The 16,934-nt window shown below is 55.3% G+C and carries 16 protein-coding genes and 1 riboswitch; of the genes, 11 read left to right on the forward strand and 5 right to left on the reverse strand.

The annotated features are described in order from the left end of the window. The first annotated feature begins 44 nt into the window (after positions 1-44). On the forward strand, positions 45-212 hold the full coding sequence (locus FA92_RS19505) for a hypothetical protein (RefSeq protein ID WP_239780555.1): 168 nt from the start codon (positions 45-47) through the stop codon (positions 210-212). 92 nt (positions 213-304) lie between these two features. Beyond that, positions 305-991, forward strand: a complete 687-nt coding sequence (locus FA92_RS19510; protein ID WP_033784795.1) for a hypothetical protein — start codon at positions 305-307, stop codon at positions 989-991. A 219-nt stretch (positions 992-1,210) separates the two neighbouring features. Here FA92_RS19510 and FA92_RS19515 read toward each other — a convergent pair whose 3' ends face one another. Further along, entirely contained in the window at positions 1,211-2,260 is a 1,050-nt protein-coding gene (locus tag FA92_RS19515; protein ID WP_033784796.1) for an NAD(P)-dependent alcohol dehydrogenase, read from the reverse strand. A gap of 110 nt (positions 2,261-2,370) precedes the next feature. Between FA92_RS19515 and FA92_RS19520 the strand changes: the two genes are divergently transcribed. Next, complete coding sequence (locus tag FA92_RS19520) at positions 2,371-2,763, forward strand: helix-turn-helix domain-containing protein (protein ID WP_013196399.1); 393 nt, start codon at positions 2,371-2,373, stop codon at positions 2,761-2,763. A 30-nt stretch (positions 2,764-2,793) separates the two neighbouring features. Here FA92_RS19520 and FA92_RS19525 read toward each other — a convergent pair whose 3' ends face one another. Beyond that, positions 2,794-3,615, reverse strand: a complete 822-nt coding sequence (locus tag FA92_RS19525) for a Cof-type HAD-IIB family hydrolase (RefSeq protein WP_135910691.1) — start codon at positions 3,613-3,615, stop codon at positions 2,794-2,796. A 254-nt stretch (positions 3,616-3,869) separates the two neighbouring features. On the opposite strand from FA92_RS19525, the gene FA92_RS19530 reads away from it, so the two are divergent. Continuing rightward, positions 3,870-5,132 carry a DUF1479 domain-containing protein gene (locus tag FA92_RS19530; RefSeq protein WP_033784797.1) on the forward strand — a complete coding sequence of 421 codons (1,263 nt, stop codon included), beginning with the start codon at positions 3,870-3,872 and terminating at the stop codon, positions 5,130-5,132. Positions 5,133-5,208: 76 nt separating this feature from the next. Beyond that, positions 5,209-5,958, forward strand: a complete 750-nt coding sequence (locus FA92_RS19535; protein WP_033784798.1) for a DNA-binding transcriptional regulator YciT — start codon at positions 5,209-5,211, stop codon at positions 5,956-5,958. Here the strand turns inward: FA92_RS19535 and FA92_RS19540 are convergent. Beyond that, positions 5,955-6,971 (reverse strand): LacI family DNA-binding transcriptional regulator, encoded by a 1,017-nt coding sequence (locus tag FA92_RS19540; protein WP_033784799.1) that lies wholly within the window; start codon positions 6,969-6,971, stop codon positions 5,955-5,957. The genes FA92_RS19535 and FA92_RS19540 overlap by 4 nt on opposite strands. Positions 6,972-7,228: 257 nt before the next feature. Between FA92_RS19540 and ascF the strand changes: the two genes are divergently transcribed. From ascF to FA92_RS19570, 6 genes are all read left to right on the forward strand, one after another. Then, positions 7,229-8,695, forward strand: coding sequence for a PTS cellobiose/arbutin/salicin transporter subunit IIBC (gene ascF / locus FA92_RS19545; protein ID WP_033784801.1), 1,467 nt, complete (start codon positions 7,229-7,231; stop codon positions 8,693-8,695). A 36-nt stretch (positions 8,696-8,731) separates the two neighbouring features. Next, positions 8,732-10,162: a 6-phospho-beta-glucosidase gene (locus tag FA92_RS19550; RefSeq protein WP_033784803.1), complete on the forward strand. Its 1,431-nt coding sequence runs from the start codon at positions 8,732-8,734 to the stop codon at positions 10,160-10,162. Positions 10,163-10,267: 105 nt separating this feature from the next. Next, a riboswitch (TPP riboswitch) is annotated at positions 10,268-10,370 on the forward strand. 68 nt (positions 10,371-10,438) lie between these two features. After that, on the forward strand, positions 10,439-11,140 hold the full coding sequence (gene tenA / locus FA92_RS19555) for a thiaminase II (protein WP_013196407.1): 702 nt from the start codon (positions 10,439-10,441) through the stop codon (positions 11,138-11,140). After that, complete coding sequence (locus tag FA92_RS19560; protein WP_033784804.1) at positions 11,137-11,877, forward strand: ABC transporter ATP-binding protein; 741 nt, start codon at positions 11,137-11,139, stop codon at positions 11,875-11,877. The genes tenA and FA92_RS19560 overlap by 4 nt, the downstream gene beginning before the upstream one ends. Next, complete coding sequence (locus tag FA92_RS19565) at positions 11,874-12,629, forward strand: ABC transporter permease (protein WP_033784805.1); 756 nt, start codon at positions 11,874-11,876, stop codon at positions 12,627-12,629. Before FA92_RS19560 ends, FA92_RS19565 begins: the two co-directional genes overlap by 4 nt. A gap of 23 nt (positions 12,630-12,652) precedes the next feature. Next, positions 12,653-13,588 carry an ABC transporter substrate-binding protein gene (locus tag FA92_RS19570; protein ID WP_033784806.1) on the forward strand — a complete coding sequence of 312 codons (936 nt, stop codon included), beginning with the start codon at positions 12,653-12,655 and terminating at the stop codon, positions 13,586-13,588. Positions 13,589-13,624: 36 nt separating this feature from the next. Here the strand turns inward: FA92_RS19570 and FA92_RS19575 are convergent, their stop codons facing one another. Both FA92_RS19575 and FA92_RS19580 read right to left on the reverse strand, forming a co-directional pair. Further along, complete coding sequence (locus tag FA92_RS19575) at positions 13,625-15,397, reverse strand: sensor domain-containing phosphodiesterase (RefSeq protein WP_033784807.1); 1,773 nt, start codon at positions 15,395-15,397, stop codon at positions 13,625-13,627. A 152-nt stretch (positions 15,398-15,549) separates the two neighbouring features. Beyond that, positions 15,550-16,776: an FAD-dependent oxidoreductase gene (locus FA92_RS19580; protein ID WP_033784808.1), complete on the reverse strand. Its 1,227-nt coding sequence runs from the start codon at positions 16,774-16,776 to the stop codon at positions 15,550-15,552. Between the last annotated feature and the right edge of the window lie 158 nt (positions 16,777-16,934).

The raw sequence follows: 16,934 nt of genomic DNA on the forward strand, positions 1-16,934 counted from the left end.
AGACAGTCAGGGCCGTGAATCATGAAAGCCAGGATCGGCACAATATGTTAGCAGCTGAAGGCTACAAAGTGGTGTGGGACGTGATCAATGCCGATAACGCTGATGCAGCGCTTTTGCGCTATCAGCAGTTGCGTCACGATGAGCGTAACGCTGCGCAGAACTTTGCAACGGATTCGCTTTTCGGCTCTCTTCTGGGTCTGTTATCCCGCTAAGTCAGCATGGGCTGCGGGTTTAAGGGCGAAGTTACTGTTAATTCATCCCATGCTGATTAAAATAGAGAAAATTTCCCGCACACAGGTTTCTGATGAAAATCACTATTCACAAAGAAGATGAGCTGTTTATGCACAACTTCTTTGCTGCACCCTGCGACACCTTTGATACAGACTCACTTCAGGCACAACACATTCAGCAATCGCTTCAGCTGGCCATTCAGCAAAAAAGTGCAGAGGCAGACAGCGACTGGAAGCGCAGCCTGACTTTTCTGCTGCTGTTTCTCTTTTTATATGCTGCGCTGGGGGCCTCGCTGACGCTGGATCTCAGCACCACGGGCACGGCGCATAAGAGTATCGAATATGCGCTGGAAGCGATTCCGGTGCTCATCGCCTTCTCCGGTTTCTTCATCTCCATTCTTTATCTCTTCCTGACCCGCGCCAGCGCGCGTAAGCAGCATAACTGGGAAAAAAGTATTCTGGTGCTGGAGAAGTACGCCATCGGTAACCTGTTTAAAGCCACTCATACTCAGGGCGGTGGCACGAGCAATTACTCTGTACCCAATCTTTCTATTTCGCTCGCACTGTTTATCTGTGTGACCTGGCTGGTGATTTATAACTATCTTACTTTTACCACCAGCGGCGTGTTTGGCAGTGTCATCTCGCTTTTCATCAGCACCATGGTTTATGTCATTCTGGATATCCAGCTGCTTAAACCCTTTGTTCATGCTGTTGAAAAAGACGAATCCGAAAAGAGTAACGCGGATAAAGAGCAGGATTAATGACTTTTCCTGACGTTAAAGCAGATACCCGGCCAGTGAGTCGGGTATTTTTTTGGTTGCTAAAAGACGTTTTCGCTATATAGCTTTTGCTGCACCGAGACGAATAGAAAGGCGAATTGACAGCAAGTAGTATGTTGTAACTATATATAACTTCCACCTTTTACACTGCAACTTACTGAACGCTGCCTGAAGGCCCGCTTTCACCGCGGGCCAAACGCGTTACCAGCAGGTTTTCTGCATATCGATAACGAAACGATATTTCACATCGCTGGTCAGCATGCGTTCAAAGGCTGTCTCCACCTCTTCACCGGTAATCATCTCTACGTCAGCCGTGATGTTGTGCTCACCACAGAAGTCGAGCATCTGCTGCGTCTCCTGAATGCTGCCGATTGAGGTGCCCGTGATACTCAGGCGGCGGAACACCATTGGCGTGACATTCGGTGACGGATGCGGTTGATCGGGGATCCCCACCAGCACCAGCTGACCGTTGGTTTTCAGCGTGCTGAGATAAGGATCGAGGTCGTGAGGTGCCGCAACACAGTCCAGGATAATATCGAGCGACGCCTGACACCCGGCCATTTGTGCCGCGTCTCGCGAGACCACCACATGTTTAGCCCCCAGCCGACGCGCATCCGCCCCTTTCGCCGGAGAGGTCGTAAACAGAGTTACCTCCGCACCCAGCGCGCTGGCCAGCTTAACCGCCATATGGCCCAGGCCGCCAAGACCGACCACACCCACACGATCGCCTGCTTTGACGTTGAAGTGCTGCAAGGGTGACCAGACGGTCACGCCTGCGCACAGCAGTGGAGCCACCGCGTTCAGCGCCAGATTATCCGGCACCGTGACCACAAAATGCTGGTCGGCGATAACGTGCTGCGCATAGCCGCCAAACGTCGTGTTGCCGGTATATTTATCGGTGCCGTTATAGGTTGGCGTGAAACCCGCCTCACAGTACTGCTCTTCTTGCTGCTGGCAGAAGTGACACTCCCGGCAGGAATCGACCATCACGCCAACGCCAACCGTCTCTCCAACAGAGAATTTAGTGACTTTGTCACCTGTTGCAACCACACGACCAACAATCTCGTGACCGGGCACCAGCGGATAACGGCTGACGCCCCATTCATTGCGCGCCATATGCAGGTCAGAGTGGCAGACACCGCAGTAGAGAATCTCAATTTTTACATCATCAGCCTGCAGATCGCGTAACTCAACCTCGCCTGACTTGAGCGGTTGACCTGCTTGGGTAGCTACCAGCGCGTTAATTTTCATCTGTTGCCTCTTCTTACCTGATGGTCGTAAAGAAAGCGGCACACTATAGACACACGAAGCTCCTTTTGGTAGTAGTTACCTTTTGGTTACCATAAAATCGTGAGGTGATTATGCCGGTCTGGGTTGATGGAAAACTGTGCTTTTATGCGGACTCACCGCCGCGCCGCCTGCTGGAACTGTTTTCGGTGAAGTGGAGCACAATGGTGCTGCATGCGCTTTTTCACTGGCCGGACAATCGGGCACGCACGGGCGAACTGGAGCGCAGCCTGCAGGGCATCTCGAAGAAGATGCTGATCCAGACGCTGCGTGAGCTGGAACAACGCGGACTGGTGTCACGTCAGGTGTGGCAGGTGGTGCCGCCAAAAGTGGAATACAGCCTCACGGCGCTGGGCCATACCTTCGCACAGCCGATTGAGCAGATGTATCAGTGGGGGCTGGAGAATCAGGCTGCGCTGGATGAAATGGAAAATCATGCGCGCAGCCATCAGGAAAGTGGCGGATAAAACGCCGCCCGTTATGCAGGTTACCGCGTCCTAGTCGAACGGGAACTCGCGCGCCAGCACGCGCGCAATCACATTCAGCGCGCCTTCATCATTGTTACTCTGCGTCTGGTAGCGCGCCACGGCGGCGACAGCGTCGGCCGCATTGGCCATTGAGAAACTGAAGCAAGCCTGGCGCAGCATCTCGATATCATTCGCGCTGTCGCCAATCGCCAGCACTTCACAATCACTGATGCCCCATTTTTCCTGCAGCAGCGCGATGCCGTGGGCTTTATGGCAGCCGGGAATGATGAGGTCAATAAAACCAAAGCCGCTGGAAACCGGATGCATGATATTTTCCAGCTCGCCCAGACGCGCATGCAGGCGTTGCAGCAATGCTTCCACCCCTTCATGTTCCAGCTTCAGCGAGAACTTGAAGATAGTGTCGTCAATGGCATACAGGTCATCGCGCTTTTCCAGACGGTGATAGTGGTTTGCCAGCTGGTCCATCACCTCGTCAGAGGCAGAAGAATGCATATAAGCACCATTTCGTCCGCACACCACTACCGCGATGTCCGGTTCATGCGCCAGAATATCGAGGATCTTATGCACCTTCTCCTGCGCTAACTCGCCGCAGAAAATCTCTTCATTACAGTCAGAGACCCAGGCGCCATTTTCTGCCACGAAAGCAATCTCATCTTTGATGTCGGGAAAATAGCGCTGCAGCTGGTAATACTGATTACCACTGGCCACCACAAAACGGATGCCCTTCTGCTTCAGCAGCGCATACTGACGTGAAAACCGCTGAACGTTGTACTGCTTATTATCGTCCAGAAAGGTGCCGTCCATATCCACCGCAATCATCTTAACCGCCATCTCGCCTGCCCCTATACGTTCGCCGTTCTGTCCTGCCGGCTGATTGATTTGATTCATAAAGCTTACTCGCTGTGTGGATTAATGAGAATGCAAATAGTGACTTTGCTAACGGCTTTCAGAGCGTTCCGGTTCAGAAGTTGTGTTACAACGCACGTTTTTTATCGTTAAAAGAATGTTAACCTCAGCCGCACTTTACGAATGAAGATTATTTTAATTGCATTCGTAACTCAATCCCGAACTTTGAGGAGTGTGAAATGCGTAATGAATCCCGAGCAACACCTTTGCCTGATGACGTTAAAAGCGCTATCCGCAAAATGAAACAGCAGCTACGCCAGCAAATTGGCGACGTGGATGCCCTGTTTCGGCAAGTGTGCGACAACATTACTGCCGCGATTGCAGAGGCAAAAGCGGACGAAGCGCGAACCGACAGTGCCTGGCCGGTCGTGCCGATGCAGGACATAACAGAAGGGAAGGTTTCGGATGAAACCCGATCGCTGATTAAACGTCGCGGCTGTGTCGTGATTAAGCAGCACTTCACGCGTGATCAGGCGATGGCATGGGATAAGTCGATGCTCGACTACCTGGATCACAACCGTTTTGATGAGCAGTACCGCGGTCCCGGTGATGACTTTTTTGGCACGCTCGCTGCCTCACGTCCCGAAATCTACCCGATTTACTGGTCGCAGGCGCAGATGGAAGCGCGGCAGAGTACGGCGATGGCTGATGTGCAATCTTTTCTGAACCGGTTATGGACGTTTAACTCTCAGGGCAAACAATGGTTTGATCCTGATGTCAGCGTGATCTATCCCGATCGCATTCGTCGCCGTTTGCCCGGCACCACGTCGAAAGGATTAGGTGCCCATACCGACTCCGGCGCGCTGGAACGCTGGTTACTGCCCGCTTATCAGCAGGTTTTCAGCAAGCTGTTTCACGGTGATTTTGCCGCTTACGATCCCTGGGATGCGGCACACCGTACCGAGGTTGATGAGTATGATCTGCCTGGCACGACCAAGTGTTCAGTGTTCCGCACATTTCAGGGCTGGACCGCACTCTCCGATATGATCCCTGGCCAGGGGCTGCTGCATGTGGTGCCGGTGCCGCAGGCGATGGCGTATATCCTGCTGCGCCCGCTGCTTTCCGATGTGCCTGAAGATGAACTCTGTGGCGTCGCGCCGGGTCGGGTGTTACCTGTTAATGAGCAGTGGCATCCGCACCTGATCGCCGGACTCTGTTCAATCCCGGCTCTGGAGGCGGGCGATTCAGTGTGGTGGCACTGTGATGTGATCCATTCCGTTGCACCGGTGGACGATCAGCAGGGCTGGGGCAATGTCATGTATATCCCCGCTGCGCCAATGTGTGATAAAAACCGCGTCTACGCCCGCCAGGTTGCGCAGGCGCTGGAGCAGGGACGTTCACCAGGCGATTTTCCGCCGGAAGATTATGAAGCCGGGTGGGAGCAACGTTTTAAGCCGGAAGATCTTAATATTAACGGACGTCGTTCACTGGATTTAGCCTGACTCTGACCCCGCGTTGTGCACCAGCGCGGGGGATTCCCTGATACACTTCACGTTTTATTCCTGACGAAACCCAATTATGAATCCGCGACATCATCAGATTATTCAACTGGTTAATAGCCGGGGCAACGTAACGGTCAGTGAACTGGCGCAGCTGACCGGTGTTTCTGAAGTGACGGTGCGTCAGGATCTCACGCTGCTGGAACGCGACCGGCTGCTGCGTCGGGTGCATGGCTCCGCGCTGGCGCTGGACAGTGACAATGTCGGCACCCGCATGAACACCCGCTATTCCACCAAGCAGGCGCTGGCGCAGCACGCCGCCAGCCTGGTGCAGACGGGTGAATCGGTATTCATCGAAGGGGGCAGTACCAATGCGCTGCTGGCGCGTGCGCTGGCTGACCGTGCCGATCTGACGCTGATCACCGTCAGCCACTATATTGCCCAGCTTCTGCGAGACGCCACCTGTGAAGTGATTGTGCTGGGTGGATTGCTGCAGAAAAGCAGTGAGTCGGTAGTCGGCCCGCTGACGCGTTACTCCATTCATCAGGTGCATTTTCACAGAGCGTTTGTCGGTGTGGATGGCTGGCACCCGGAAACCGGCTTCACCGGCCGCAATATGCTGCGCTGTGACGTGGTGGATGCGGTGCTGGCGAAAGGCGCTGAAAGCTATGCCCTGACCGATGCCTCTAAATTCGGGCAGATTCACCCTTATCCGCTCTCATCCGGTTACCAGGTCGGCCATGTGATTACCGATGAAACACTGGATGCGGGGACCGTCACGCAGCTCAGGGAACAGGCCATTGAGGTGATACAGATTGCGGCGAATTAAGCCGACCACGGGCCCTGAGTAACGGAATCGCGCAGCATCAGGCTGGCCGTAAAAGGCGCCTGACTGTGCCAGTCACCGCCATCCAGCATGGTCAGCAGGCGGTTAATCGTCTCATCGATCATCTCCGTCACCGGCAGTTTCATACTGGATAACGACGGCGTGATATAGGGTGCCAGCGGGATATCATCGAAGCCTATTACCGATACCCGAGCGGGCACCGCGATGCCGCATTCAGTCAGCCGCTTGATGGCACCAATCGCCATCTCATCATTACTCGCCACCAGCGCCGTGAATGAGGCGTTGCGTTCCAGCAACTGGTCCACAGCGGCCATACCGCTCTGCGCCGTCCATTTACCCGCCACGACGCGGCGGTCGTCCGCTTCCAGCCCCTTAGCGGCCAGCGCAGCGTGATAACCTGACAGACGTTGGACGCCGGTCGGGGAATCCAGAGAACCGGTGATAAAGGCGATGTCGCGATGCCCCTGATTCAGCAGATGGGTTACCGCTGTGGCGCTGCTGGCGTGCTGATCGCTGTAAATGCAGTAGCTCTGGTTGACGCGCAGCCGTCGGTTGATGACCAGTATCGGCTGTTTATGGCGGGAGATAATCGCATCCAGCGCGTCGATACTCAGAAAGCGCGGGTAGATAATGATGCCGTCACAGCGCAGGTCGAGCAAAAACTGAATCGCCGCTTCTTCCTGCTCAGCGGTGTGTTTGCCGTCCGCCAGAATCAGCTGGCGACCCTGCTGCTCCATCATGCGCGCGGAGTGCGCCATCAACTCAGTGAAATAGCTGCCGCTGTAGAGCGTATTGGTGATCACCAGTCCGATAGTCTGCGACGTTTTAGTCGCCAGGTTGCGCGCCAGCAGATTGGGCCGGTAGCCGGTTTCCGCGATCGCCTTTAACACTCTTTCACGCTTCTCCTGCCCGACATAGCCATTGCCGGACAATACACGTGACACCGTCGCTTTTGAGACGCCCGCCCTGTCTGCCACTTCCTGAATCGTTGCCATGGTGAAGCTCCTTTGCTGCGTCGCTCTGCAGTCTACCTAAGCCTCTCAATGTTGGAAATATTTACCCTGCCCGCTGGCGCAGATACCCGGCCCGCCGGAGGTGATGAAGTTCACAAAAAACAAATCTGACTGATTTACCCTCTTGTCGGCCCACTGAAAGCACTTCATGATTTTATGAAACCGGTTTCCTATTTGCCTGTCAGCAGCCGATAAAAATATAAAAACGTAACCGATTTACCCTACAGAGAAGAGCGATCATGCCCATGAACTATGCCGAGGTGTCACGCGCCATTGTCGATGCGCTAGGCGGCCTCACCAATATCGAAGCCGTAACCCACTGCATGACCCGCCTGCGGTTTGTGGTGAAAAATGAAACGCAGGTCGACTATCCCCGCCTCAAAGCGATCAGGGGCGTTATGGGCGTGGTACACAACGACACGCAGTGCCAGGTGATCATCGGGAATAACGTCTCGCAGGCTTATCAGGCGGTGCTGGCACTGGGATCGCCCGGCGCGGTAACGACTGAACCGGTGAAACGCAAAATTACCCTGCGAGGCATCGGCGCGGGCATTCTGGATGCGCTGGTGGGCACCATGTCGCCGCTGATCCCGGCAATTATTGGCGGGTCGATGGTGAAGCTGCTGGCGATGATTCTGGATATGGCGGGTGTGTTTGAAAAAGGCTCGTCAACGCTGGTGATCCTCAACGTGATTGGCGACGGCGCATTCTTCTTCCTGCCGATTATGGTGGCCGCCTCTGCGGCGCTGAAATTCAAAACCAATATGTCGCTGGCAATCGCCATCGCCGGTGTCCTGGTGCATCCCAATTTTGTTGAGCTGATGGCAAAAGCGGCACAGGGTCAGCCGGTCGAGTTCGCTTTCATCCCGATCACCGCGGTGAAATATACCTACACGGTGATCCCGGCACTGGTGATGACCTGGATTCTGTCGCACATTGAGCGCGGCGTGGATCGCATTACTCCGGCCGTTACCAAAAACTTCCTGAAACCGATGCTGATTGTGCTGATTGCTGCCCCTATTGCGATTGTGCTGATTGGTCCGATCGGCATCTGGATCGGCAGCGGTATTTCGGCGCTGGTCTACACCATCCATGGCTATCTTGGCTGGCTGTCGGTTGCGATTATGGGTGCCATCTGGCCGCTGCTGGTGATGACCGGGATGCATCGTGTGTTCACGCCGACCATCATCCAGACCATTGCAGAAACCGGCAAAGAGGGCATGGTGATGCCGTCAGAAATTGGTGCCAACCTGTCGCTGGGCGGATCGTCGCTGGCAGTGGCGTTTCGCACCAAAAATCGTGAACTGCGCCAGACGGCACTGGCAGCAGCAGCGTCTGCCATCATTGCCGGCATTTCTGAACCGGCGCTGTATGGCGTGGCGGTTCGTCTGAAACGGCCGCTGATCGCCTGTCTGATCAGCGGTTTTATCTGCGGCGCGGTCGCGGGCATTGGCGGGCTGGCCAGCCACTCAATGGCCTCGCCTGGCCTCTTCACCAGCGTACAGTTCTTCGACCCGGCTAATCCCATGAGTATCGTCTGGGTCGGCGCAGTCATGGTGTTGTCGGTGGTGCTGTCGTTTGTGCTGACGCTGCTGTTAGGGTTTGAAGATATTCCTGAAGCGCAAACTGAAACCAAATCCGAATCCAGTCCCGCCGCGCAATCTGCGCCTGTTACCGAACGTACCAACGCGATTAATAGCCACTAAAGGAAAGGGTCACGCTGACCCGGAAAAGAGGATTGCATGTCTGATTCAAGGTTCCCGCAAGGGTTTTTATGGGGCGGCGCGTTAGCCGCCAATCAGAGTGAAGGCGGTTTTCGTGAGGGCGGAAAGGGCTTAACCACCGTCGATATGATCCCGCATGGCCCACACCGACTGGCGGTCAAGCTGGGTCTGGAAAAGCGCTTTACGCTGCGGGATGATGAATTTTATCCCAGCCATGATGCCATCGATTTCTATCACCGCTATCCGGAAGATATTGCGCTGATGGCGGAAATGGGGTTCAGCGTGTTTCGCACATCAATTGCCTGGAGCCGCCTCTATCCCAATGGCGATGAACTGACGGCCAATCCGGAGGGCATCGCTTTTTACCGCGCGGTGTTTGAGGAGTGCCGGAAATATAATATCGAACCGCTGGTTACGCTCTGTCATTTCGATGTGCCGATGCATCTGGTGACCGAATATGGCTCATGGCGCAATCGTAAAATGGTCGACTTCTTTGCCCGCTATGCCCGTAGCTGTTTCGAGGCGTTTGATGGCCTGGTGAAATACTGGCTGACCTTCAACGAGATCAACATCCTGCTGCACAGCCCGTTTTCCGGTGCGGGTCTGGTGTTTGAACCGGATGAAAACAGGGAGCAGGTGAAGTATCAGGCGGCACATCACGAACTGGTCGCCAGCGCGCTGGTCACGCGAATCGCGCATGAAGTCAATCCGACGAATCAGGTCGGCTGCATGCTGGCAGGCGGCAACTTCTATCCGTGGTCCAGCAAACCGGAAGATGTCTGGGCAGCGCTGGAAAAAGATCGTGAAAACCTGTTCTTTATTGATGTACAGGCACGCGGTGCTTATCCGGCTTATGCTGCGCGCGTGTTCCGTGAAAAAGGCGTCACGCTTGAGATCGCTGACGGCGATGCCGATATCCTGAAAAACAGCGTCGATTTTGTCTCGTTCAGTTATTACGCCCCTCGCTGCGCCTCGGCGGAGATGAACGAACAGAACAGCAGCGCGGCCAATGTGGTGAAATCCCTGACCAACCCTCATGTGCCACGTAGCGAGTGGGGCTGGGGCATCGATCCACTGGGCTTACGCATTACCATGAATATGATGTACGACCGCTATCAGAAGCCGCTTTTCCTGGTGGAAAATGGTCTGGGCGCGCGCGATGAAATCGATGCGAATGGCGAGATCAATGACGACTACCGCATCAGCTATCTGCGCGAGCATATCCGCGCCATGGGCGATGCCATAGAGGATGGTGTCCCGGTGATCGGCTACACCAGTTGGGGCTGTATCGATCTGGTGGCCGCTTCGACCGGTGAAATGAGCAAGCGCTACGGTTTTGTCTATGTTGATCGGGACGATCTTGGGAACGGTACGCTGGCGCGCACGCGAAAGAAATCGTTCTGGTGGTATAAGAAAGTGATTGCCAGTAACGGGGCAGATCTTGAGTGACACCGTCACTTAAAAGTAATATCTGAGCGCCCTGCTCCGCATCAGCCGGGCCAGAGCAGAACGCTCACGCATGCGTTGTGCTCCGGCAATAATTATCGTATAACGAATGTCTCCGAGGGGTGTCCTGTAATGGGCTGAGATGGCGCAAGCCGAACCCTTTGAACCTGATCTGGGTCATGCCAGCGAAGGGACGGGTCGGCAGATTTTCTGCCCTATCTCCTGCACTATCCCCTGTTCCAGACCGTATGCCCGGATCTCCCTGCTACTGGAGATCCTATGACACATCCGCTTTTCGAAACCGGCTTTTATGGTCGTCTGCGCCATCAGGCGGGCACGCAATGGCACGATTATGTCAGGCACAATTTTGTGCAGCAGCTCGGACACGGCACGCTGCCACCCGCCGCTTTTCGTCACTATCTCACCCAGGATTATCTGTTTCTGCTGCACTTCGCCCGTGCATGGGGTCTGTTGATCAGCAAACTCTCAGAACCGGCTGCATTACGCAGCGCGACGGCATCGCTGAACGCCATTATCAGCGAACTGCCGCTGCATCTGGCTTACTGCCAGCAGTGGGGCATCAGCGAAGAGGCGATGGCGAGCGAAACGGAGGCAATGGAAACGATCAACTACACCCGTTACGTGCTGGACGTGGGTCACACCGGAGATGCGCTGGAGCTGATGACGGCGCTGATGCCATGCGTCGCCGGTTATGCGGAAATCGGCCTGAGGCTGCTGGAGGATCCCGCGACCCGCTTCGGGGGGAATCCTTACGCGGCATGGATTGAGAATTACGGTGATGAGTCCTACCTGGCGGGCGTCGGTTCTTCACTGATGCTGTTTGAAACTCTGGCTCAGCAGCGCGCCGGTGAACAGCGTATTAACTCACTGTCGGAGATATTTACCACCGCAACCCGACTGGAAGCGGCATTCTGGCAGATGGGGCTTAATTATGCTGACTGTCTGCAGGTCAGCTCATGACGCGGCTGAACGCTGCCGTGCCGCCGGGTATTTCCGTTCGCCAGCTCTGCCTGACGCTTAATCAGCAGCAACTGTTCAGCGAGCTTAATCTGGAAATCGCGGGCGGTGCATTGACCGCTTTACTGGGGGCCAGCGGCGTGGGTAAAAGCAGCCTGATGCGGGTGATTGCCGGTCTGACGCCACCCACTTCGGGACAGATTAACGGCAGCGATGGTCTGCCGCTGGCCGGGCGCATCGCCTGGATGGGGCAGCAGGATTTGCTCTATCCGTGGCTGACGGTGGAACAGAACGTCTGCCTCGCCAGTCGTCTGAAAGGTGAGAAAGCCGATCGCGACCTGGCGCAGCATTTGCTGGCGCGGGTGGGCCTGAGCCACTGTGCCCGTGCGCGACCTGCGACACTTTCGGGCGGTATGCGTCAGCGGGTAGCGCTGGCGCGTACCCTCTACACCCGTCAGCCGATTGTGCTGATGGATGAGCCTTTCTCGGCACTGGATGCACTGACCCGCACGCAGATCCAGACCCTGGCGGCAGAGGTGCTGGCCGGACATACCGTGCTGCTGATCACTCATGATGCCGCGGAAGCCTGTCGCCTCGGTCATCACCTGCTGGTAATGGGATCCGCAGGCATTGAAACCTGCCCGCCACTGCAGGGCCAGCCACCGCGGGCAGCAGATGACATTAGCGTGATTCAGAGTCAGGCCACCTTGCTGAAACAGCTAAGCAGGCTGGCCGGATGAGATTACGTTTCGCCGCGCTTCGCCGTGGAGTCATGCTCTCAGCCGGATTAATTGCGCTGTGGTGGCTCGCCACGCTCACTTCCGTTCCGGCCTTTCTGCTGCCCTCGCCCGCTGCGGTTGCTACTGCACTGTGGGACAACGCTGGCTATCTCGGCCATCACAGCCTGATCACCCTGACTGAAATCCTCAGCGGTATGGCGCTGGGCGTGCTGTTGGGCGCGGTGCTGGCACTGGGCATGACCTTTTCGTCGTGGTTACAGCGCTGGATGATGCCGCTGGTGATCACCAGCCAGGCGATTCCGGTATTTGCCCTGGCACCGCTATTGGTGCTCTGGTTTGGCTTTGGCATGAGCGCCAAAGTCGCAATGGCGGTACTGGTGATCTTCTTTCCGGTTACCTCCGCCTTTTTTGATGGCCTGCGTCGCGTCACGCCCGGCTATCTCGATCTGGCTCGCACGATGGACGCTTCACGCGCAGCGCAACTGCGCCATGTCCGGCTGTTAGCCGCACTGCCCGCCCTGGGTTCGGGCTTGCGGATGGCAGCCGCCGTCGCGCCCATTGGCGCCATCATAGGTGAATGGGTTGGATCGGCTGAAGGGCTGGGCTACGTGATGCTGAATGCCAACGCCCGCATGCAGAGCGATCTCTGTTTCGCCGCCCTGTTTATTCTGGTGCTGATGACACTGACCCTGTGGCTGATCATCGATCTTCTGCTTCGCCGCCTGATTACCTGGACTCCCGAGCCACACTGACGACCCTACTGATGAGAAAACCTATGACTAAAACGCCCCTGATTGTCCTGATGTTCAGCGCCACCATAGCCTCGCAGGCTCAGGCAATGGAAAAACTGACGCTGGTGCTCGACTGGTATATCAATCCCGACCATGCACCCATTATGGTGGCGCAGCAAACCGGAGCGTTTGCGACAGAGGGTCTGGAGGTTAACATTGTGCCGCCTTCCGACCCCGCGCTGCCGCCGCGTCTGGTGGCCGCTAAGCAGGCGGACTTAGCGATAACGTATCAGCCGCAGCTGCATTTTTTCGCCGACCAGGGCCTGCCGCTGATGCGGGTGGGCACGCTGATTAATACGCCGCTGAATACGCTGATGACGCTGGACAAAACGGTGAGAAAACCAGCGGACTTAAAAGGAAAATACATCGGCTATTCCGTCAGCGGCATTGAAGAAGCGACGCTGGCGACGATGCTGAGCCATGACGGAATCAGGGTCGATCAGGTAAAGCTGGTTAACGTCAATTTTCAGCTCACCAGCGCCCTGATGACCGGGCAGGTTGATGCGGTGATTGGCGGCTATCGCAATATTGAAGCCCTGGAGATGAAACTGGCTGGCAAAGATCCGGTGGTGTTTAACGTCGAGGATTATGGCGTGCCGGCCTATGACGAGCTGATTATCGTTGCTAACCGCGATGAGGCGCATTCGGAGAAAATTAAAAAGTTTCTGCGGGCACTGAAGAAGGGGAACGCACAGTTACAGGCTCATCCTGAAGAGAGCTGGCAGATGTTTGCACAGGCGCATCCGGAACTGAACACACCGCTAAACCATCAGGCATGGCAGGTTACGCTGCCGCTGTTCGCCACCGATCCGGCAAAACTGGATCGCGCACGCTACCAGACTTATGAGCAGTTTTTGTTTGATAACAAGCTGATCAAACACATCACTCCGGTTGAGCGTTACGCCACCGGCAGTGAGTGATCAGCGCGCCCGCAACGAGTGCTGCGGGCGAGTTGACTAGCGTGACTTCTGATAAAGCCAGTGTTCGATGTCGCTGGCTGGCAGCGGTTTTGAAAAGAAGTAGCCCTGAATCTGATCGCAGCCGTAGGTTTTCAGCAGTCCCAGCGTGGCTTCTGCTTCCACACCTTCGGCCAGCACAGTGTAATTCAGCTCTTTCAGCATCCCGATGATGCATCTGACGATGATTTTAGAAGCGTCGTCCTCGCCCATACGCGAGATTAGCGAACGGTCAATCTTAATCACATCCAGCGGGATATCCTGCAGGTAGCTGATATTGCTGTAGCCAACGCCGAAATCATCCAGAGAGATCATAAAGCCGTGCGATTTCAGCGCTTCCAGCCCTTTGATCGCCACATCACTTTTGGTGATCAGCTCATTCTCAAGACACTCAATACCCATTATCGAATTAGGTAACTGCGCTGCCGCTAATTTTGCCACCAGTTGATCGGCAAAATCGGGCCTGGCAAAGTCGCGTTCACTGACGTTAATCGAGACCGGAATCAGGTCGTACTCGTGATTCCAGCGCGTAAGCTGCTCAACGGTGTGATCGATAACCCAGTTGGTCAGATCGGAGATCAGGTTGGTTTTACCGGCTAACGGAATAAATTCTGATGGGAAAAGTTCACCCCGCTCAGGGTGATTCCAGCGGATCAGCGCCTCCAGCCCGACCGTTTTACCGGTTTTGAGACACACCTTTGGTTGCCAGGCGAGATACAGCTCTTCATCTTTCTTCAGCGCCTGAGCCAGATCGTTCATGATCATAAAATCATCGGTGCGCCGCGAGTCGTAACTCTCGTCAAACGACATCGCACTGATGTTCTCATCAATCGCTTCATGTAGCGCGCTGACGGCCTGACGCACCGTTTCGTTGGCATCCATCTGTCCCGGTACAAACTCTGTTTCGCCGGTAAAAACATCCAGGTCGAGCGTGATATTTTCCGCCAGATCGGCCCGCATGCCTTTGAACAGATCGATCATGTTATGCGCTGAATAACGACCTGAGTAAGGCTGAACAATGGCGAAACGGCCAGGAGCAAATGTGTAAAGCGTCTCGTTCTCCGGCAGATTAAGCCGCTGTGCGGCATCCTGCGCCATCTGCCTGAGCAATTTCTCCATCGGCGCAATGCCCACTGCGCGGGAAAGCTCATACGCGCGAATAATGTCGAGACAGTCGATAAGAATCAGGCGAAAACGGCTGTGGGGCGCGGTAACGGTCAGTTGCTGCAGATCACGAATCAGGCGTGGCCGGTTTGGCAGATGCGTTATAACGTCGGCAAAACCCGCATTGTTCCAGGCATCCAGAAAAGAGGTCACCAGCGTGGCCAGTGAGCGCAGCGTAGCGAGTTTTTCATCCGCAAAGGGATGAGGTTGTGTATCGGTTACGCAGAGTGTTCCCAGCATCGCGCCGTCAAGGTTTTGCAGCGCCACACCGGCATAGAAACGAATATGCGGGTCACCTTCCACAAAAGGATGCGTAACAAAGCGTTCATCCAGTAAGGTGTCAACCACCACCAGATGTCCCTCACCATCAATGACGTGGCGGCAGAGTGACTCATCACGGGTCGATTGTTTTAGATCGAAGTTCCGTGACGCTCTTATGTATTGATTATGATCGTCAATAATCGAAATGAAGCTGCCTGAAATACCCAGCACCTGACTGGCGAGATTCACGAATCTCTCCAGCACTCTGTCACGGGCTTCATCCGGCGACAAAAGTGCCTTGATCGCACTCAGACGTTTTACGTCGCTGCCATTTTGCTCGTTATGCACTGAAACCTCTCCTTTGCAGGCGCAAAAATCGAAAATAATTTAGCTTAAGAATGCTCAATTAGCGCCCAATTATCAGATAAATAGCGGCTCAATCTGACAGTACTTTCACAATGAAACAGTGTCGCACGATATCTGATCGCTGTCGAAATCATTTAACGGGCTGACTTCATATGCGCAACCTGTGGCGACTCTGTTCTGAAGCCCAGACCGATCAGGCGACCCAGCACAAAACGCAGAAACGGCAGGCGACGGATAATTGCCGGAACCTTGCTGCTGCCCGCAGGTTTTCTTCTGGCTTTGTTGCGGCTCATTTTAATCTGCAGAAACTGCGTGGCGACAGTGGGGAACTGACGACGCTTCTGCACTTTTTCCAGATCGCGCAGCTGCAGTTTACCGCGTTTCAGTGGGGCGGTAAGGAGATTCGCCGTCGCCACCGCATCCTGAATCGCCAGATTAACGCCAACTCCGCCTATTGGCGACATGGCATGCGCAGCATCACCAATACAGAGCACGCCAGGTTTCGCCCACTTCTCCAGCCGGTCGATACGTATCGACAGCAGCTTAAACGCCTCCCAGCTTTCGATTTCCGACATGCGCGTCGCCTCAAAAGGCGACACTGCCGCCACGTCTGCTTTAAACGCGTCGAGACCGGCGGCCTGTTTCGCCTCAAACTCCCCTTTCGGAATGGTCAGACCGCACTGCCAGTAGTCGCCACGATCGATAACGATGAAGTTCTGCTTCGGCCCTTTATGCCCCATGCCCAGCTCGGGATCTTGCGGCTGCTTACTTAAGCGGAACCAGATGACATCGCGCGCGGCGCCAAATTCCTGTCCGATCAGCCCGGCCGCGTCGCGCACGCGCGAATGGCGACCATCCGCACCGACCACCAGTTTGCAGCGAATATGCAGCTGCTGATTGCCGCGTGAGGCCGTCACGCCGCTGACCGTGCCATTTTCTTCGATCAGCGACTCGAAGGCAGTCGACTGCAGCAGGCTGAAGCCCGGATAGCGGGCACTCTGCTCTGCCATATAGTTCAGGAAATCCCACTGCGGCATGAAGGCAATAAAACGACACTGAACCGGCAGACGTGAGAAGTCGGCCATCGTAATGCTTTGTCCTGCAATTTCTGCCTCAAGCTTTTCGGCTCGCTGATGCGGCAGCGTCAGGAAAGATTCCAGCAGTCCGAGCTGATGCATTATTTCCAGCGTCGAAGGGTGGATGGTGTCTCCGCGAAAGTCGTGAAGAAAGTCAGCGTGCTTTTCGATGACGACTACGCGCAGGCCTGCGCGGGCAAACAGATAACCCAGCATTAAGCCGGCCGGGCCACCGCCAACGATACAGCAGTCAGCGGTAAGAATTTCAGTGGAATGTGGCTGCATGTCAGCTCCCTGTCGCGCCAGTATTGCTATGATTATTGCGTCAACCGTGGCGACATTGCTGCACACGGTCGATGGTGCTGTGCTCAGGCTAATCACTCAATGCGATTAAACTCAACTGAAACTGCCGAAGAGCCTTTCCTGTTCTCAGCAGTCAGGAG

It is taken from the genome of Pantoea sp. 9140, assembly GCF_000745295.1.
In the GTDB taxonomy this organism is placed as follows: Bacteria; Pseudomonadota; Gammaproteobacteria; order Enterobacterales; family Enterobacteriaceae; genus Pantoea; species Pantoea vagans.

Coding starts and splice junctions, on each gene's coding strand:
- FA92_RS19505 (WP_239780555.1), top strand. CDS start 45: ATGTTAGCAGCTGAAGGCTACAAAGTGGTGTGGGACGTGATCAATGCC.
- FA92_RS19510 (WP_033784795.1), top strand. CDS start 305: ATGAAAATCACTATTCACAAAGAAGATGAGCTGTTTATGCACAACTTC.
- FA92_RS19515 (WP_033784796.1), bottom strand. CDS start 2,260: ATGAAAATTAACGCGCTGGTAGCTACCCAAGCAGGTCAACCGCTCAAG.
- FA92_RS19520 (WP_013196399.1), top strand. CDS start 2,371: ATGCCGGTCTGGGTTGATGGAAAACTGTGCTTTTATGCGGACTCACCG.
- FA92_RS19525 (WP_135910691.1), bottom strand. CDS start 3,615: ATGGCGGTTAAGATGATTGCGGTGGATATGGACGGCACCTTTCTGGAC.
- FA92_RS19530 (WP_033784797.1), top strand. CDS start 3,870: ATGCGTAATGAATCCCGAGCAACACCTTTGCCTGATGACGTTAAAAGC.
- FA92_RS19535 (WP_033784798.1), top strand. CDS start 5,209: ATGAATCCGCGACATCATCAGATTATTCAACTGGTTAATAGCCGGGGC.
- FA92_RS19540 (WP_033784799.1), bottom strand. CDS start 6,971: ATGGCAACGATTCAGGAAGTGGCAGACAGGGCGGGCGTCTCAAAAGCG.
- ascF (WP_033784801.1), top strand. CDS start 7,229: ATGCCCATGAACTATGCCGAGGTGTCACGCGCCATTGTCGATGCGCTA.
- FA92_RS19550 (WP_033784803.1), top strand. CDS start 8,732: ATGTCTGATTCAAGGTTCCCGCAAGGGTTTTTATGGGGCGGCGCGTTA.
- tenA (WP_013196407.1), top strand. CDS start 10,439: ATGACACATCCGCTTTTCGAAACCGGCTTTTATGGTCGTCTGCGCCAT.
- FA92_RS19560 (WP_033784804.1), top strand. CDS start 11,137: ATGACGCGGCTGAACGCTGCCGTGCCGCCGGGTATTTCCGTTCGCCAG.
- FA92_RS19565 (WP_033784805.1), top strand. CDS start 11,874: ATGAGATTACGTTTCGCCGCGCTTCGCCGTGGAGTCATGCTCTCAGCC.
- FA92_RS19570 (WP_033784806.1), top strand. CDS start 12,653: ATGACTAAAACGCCCCTGATTGTCCTGATGTTCAGCGCCACCATAGCC.
- FA92_RS19580 (WP_033784808.1), bottom strand. CDS start 16,776: ATGCAGCCACATTCCACTGAAATTCTTACCGCTGACTGCTGTATCGTT.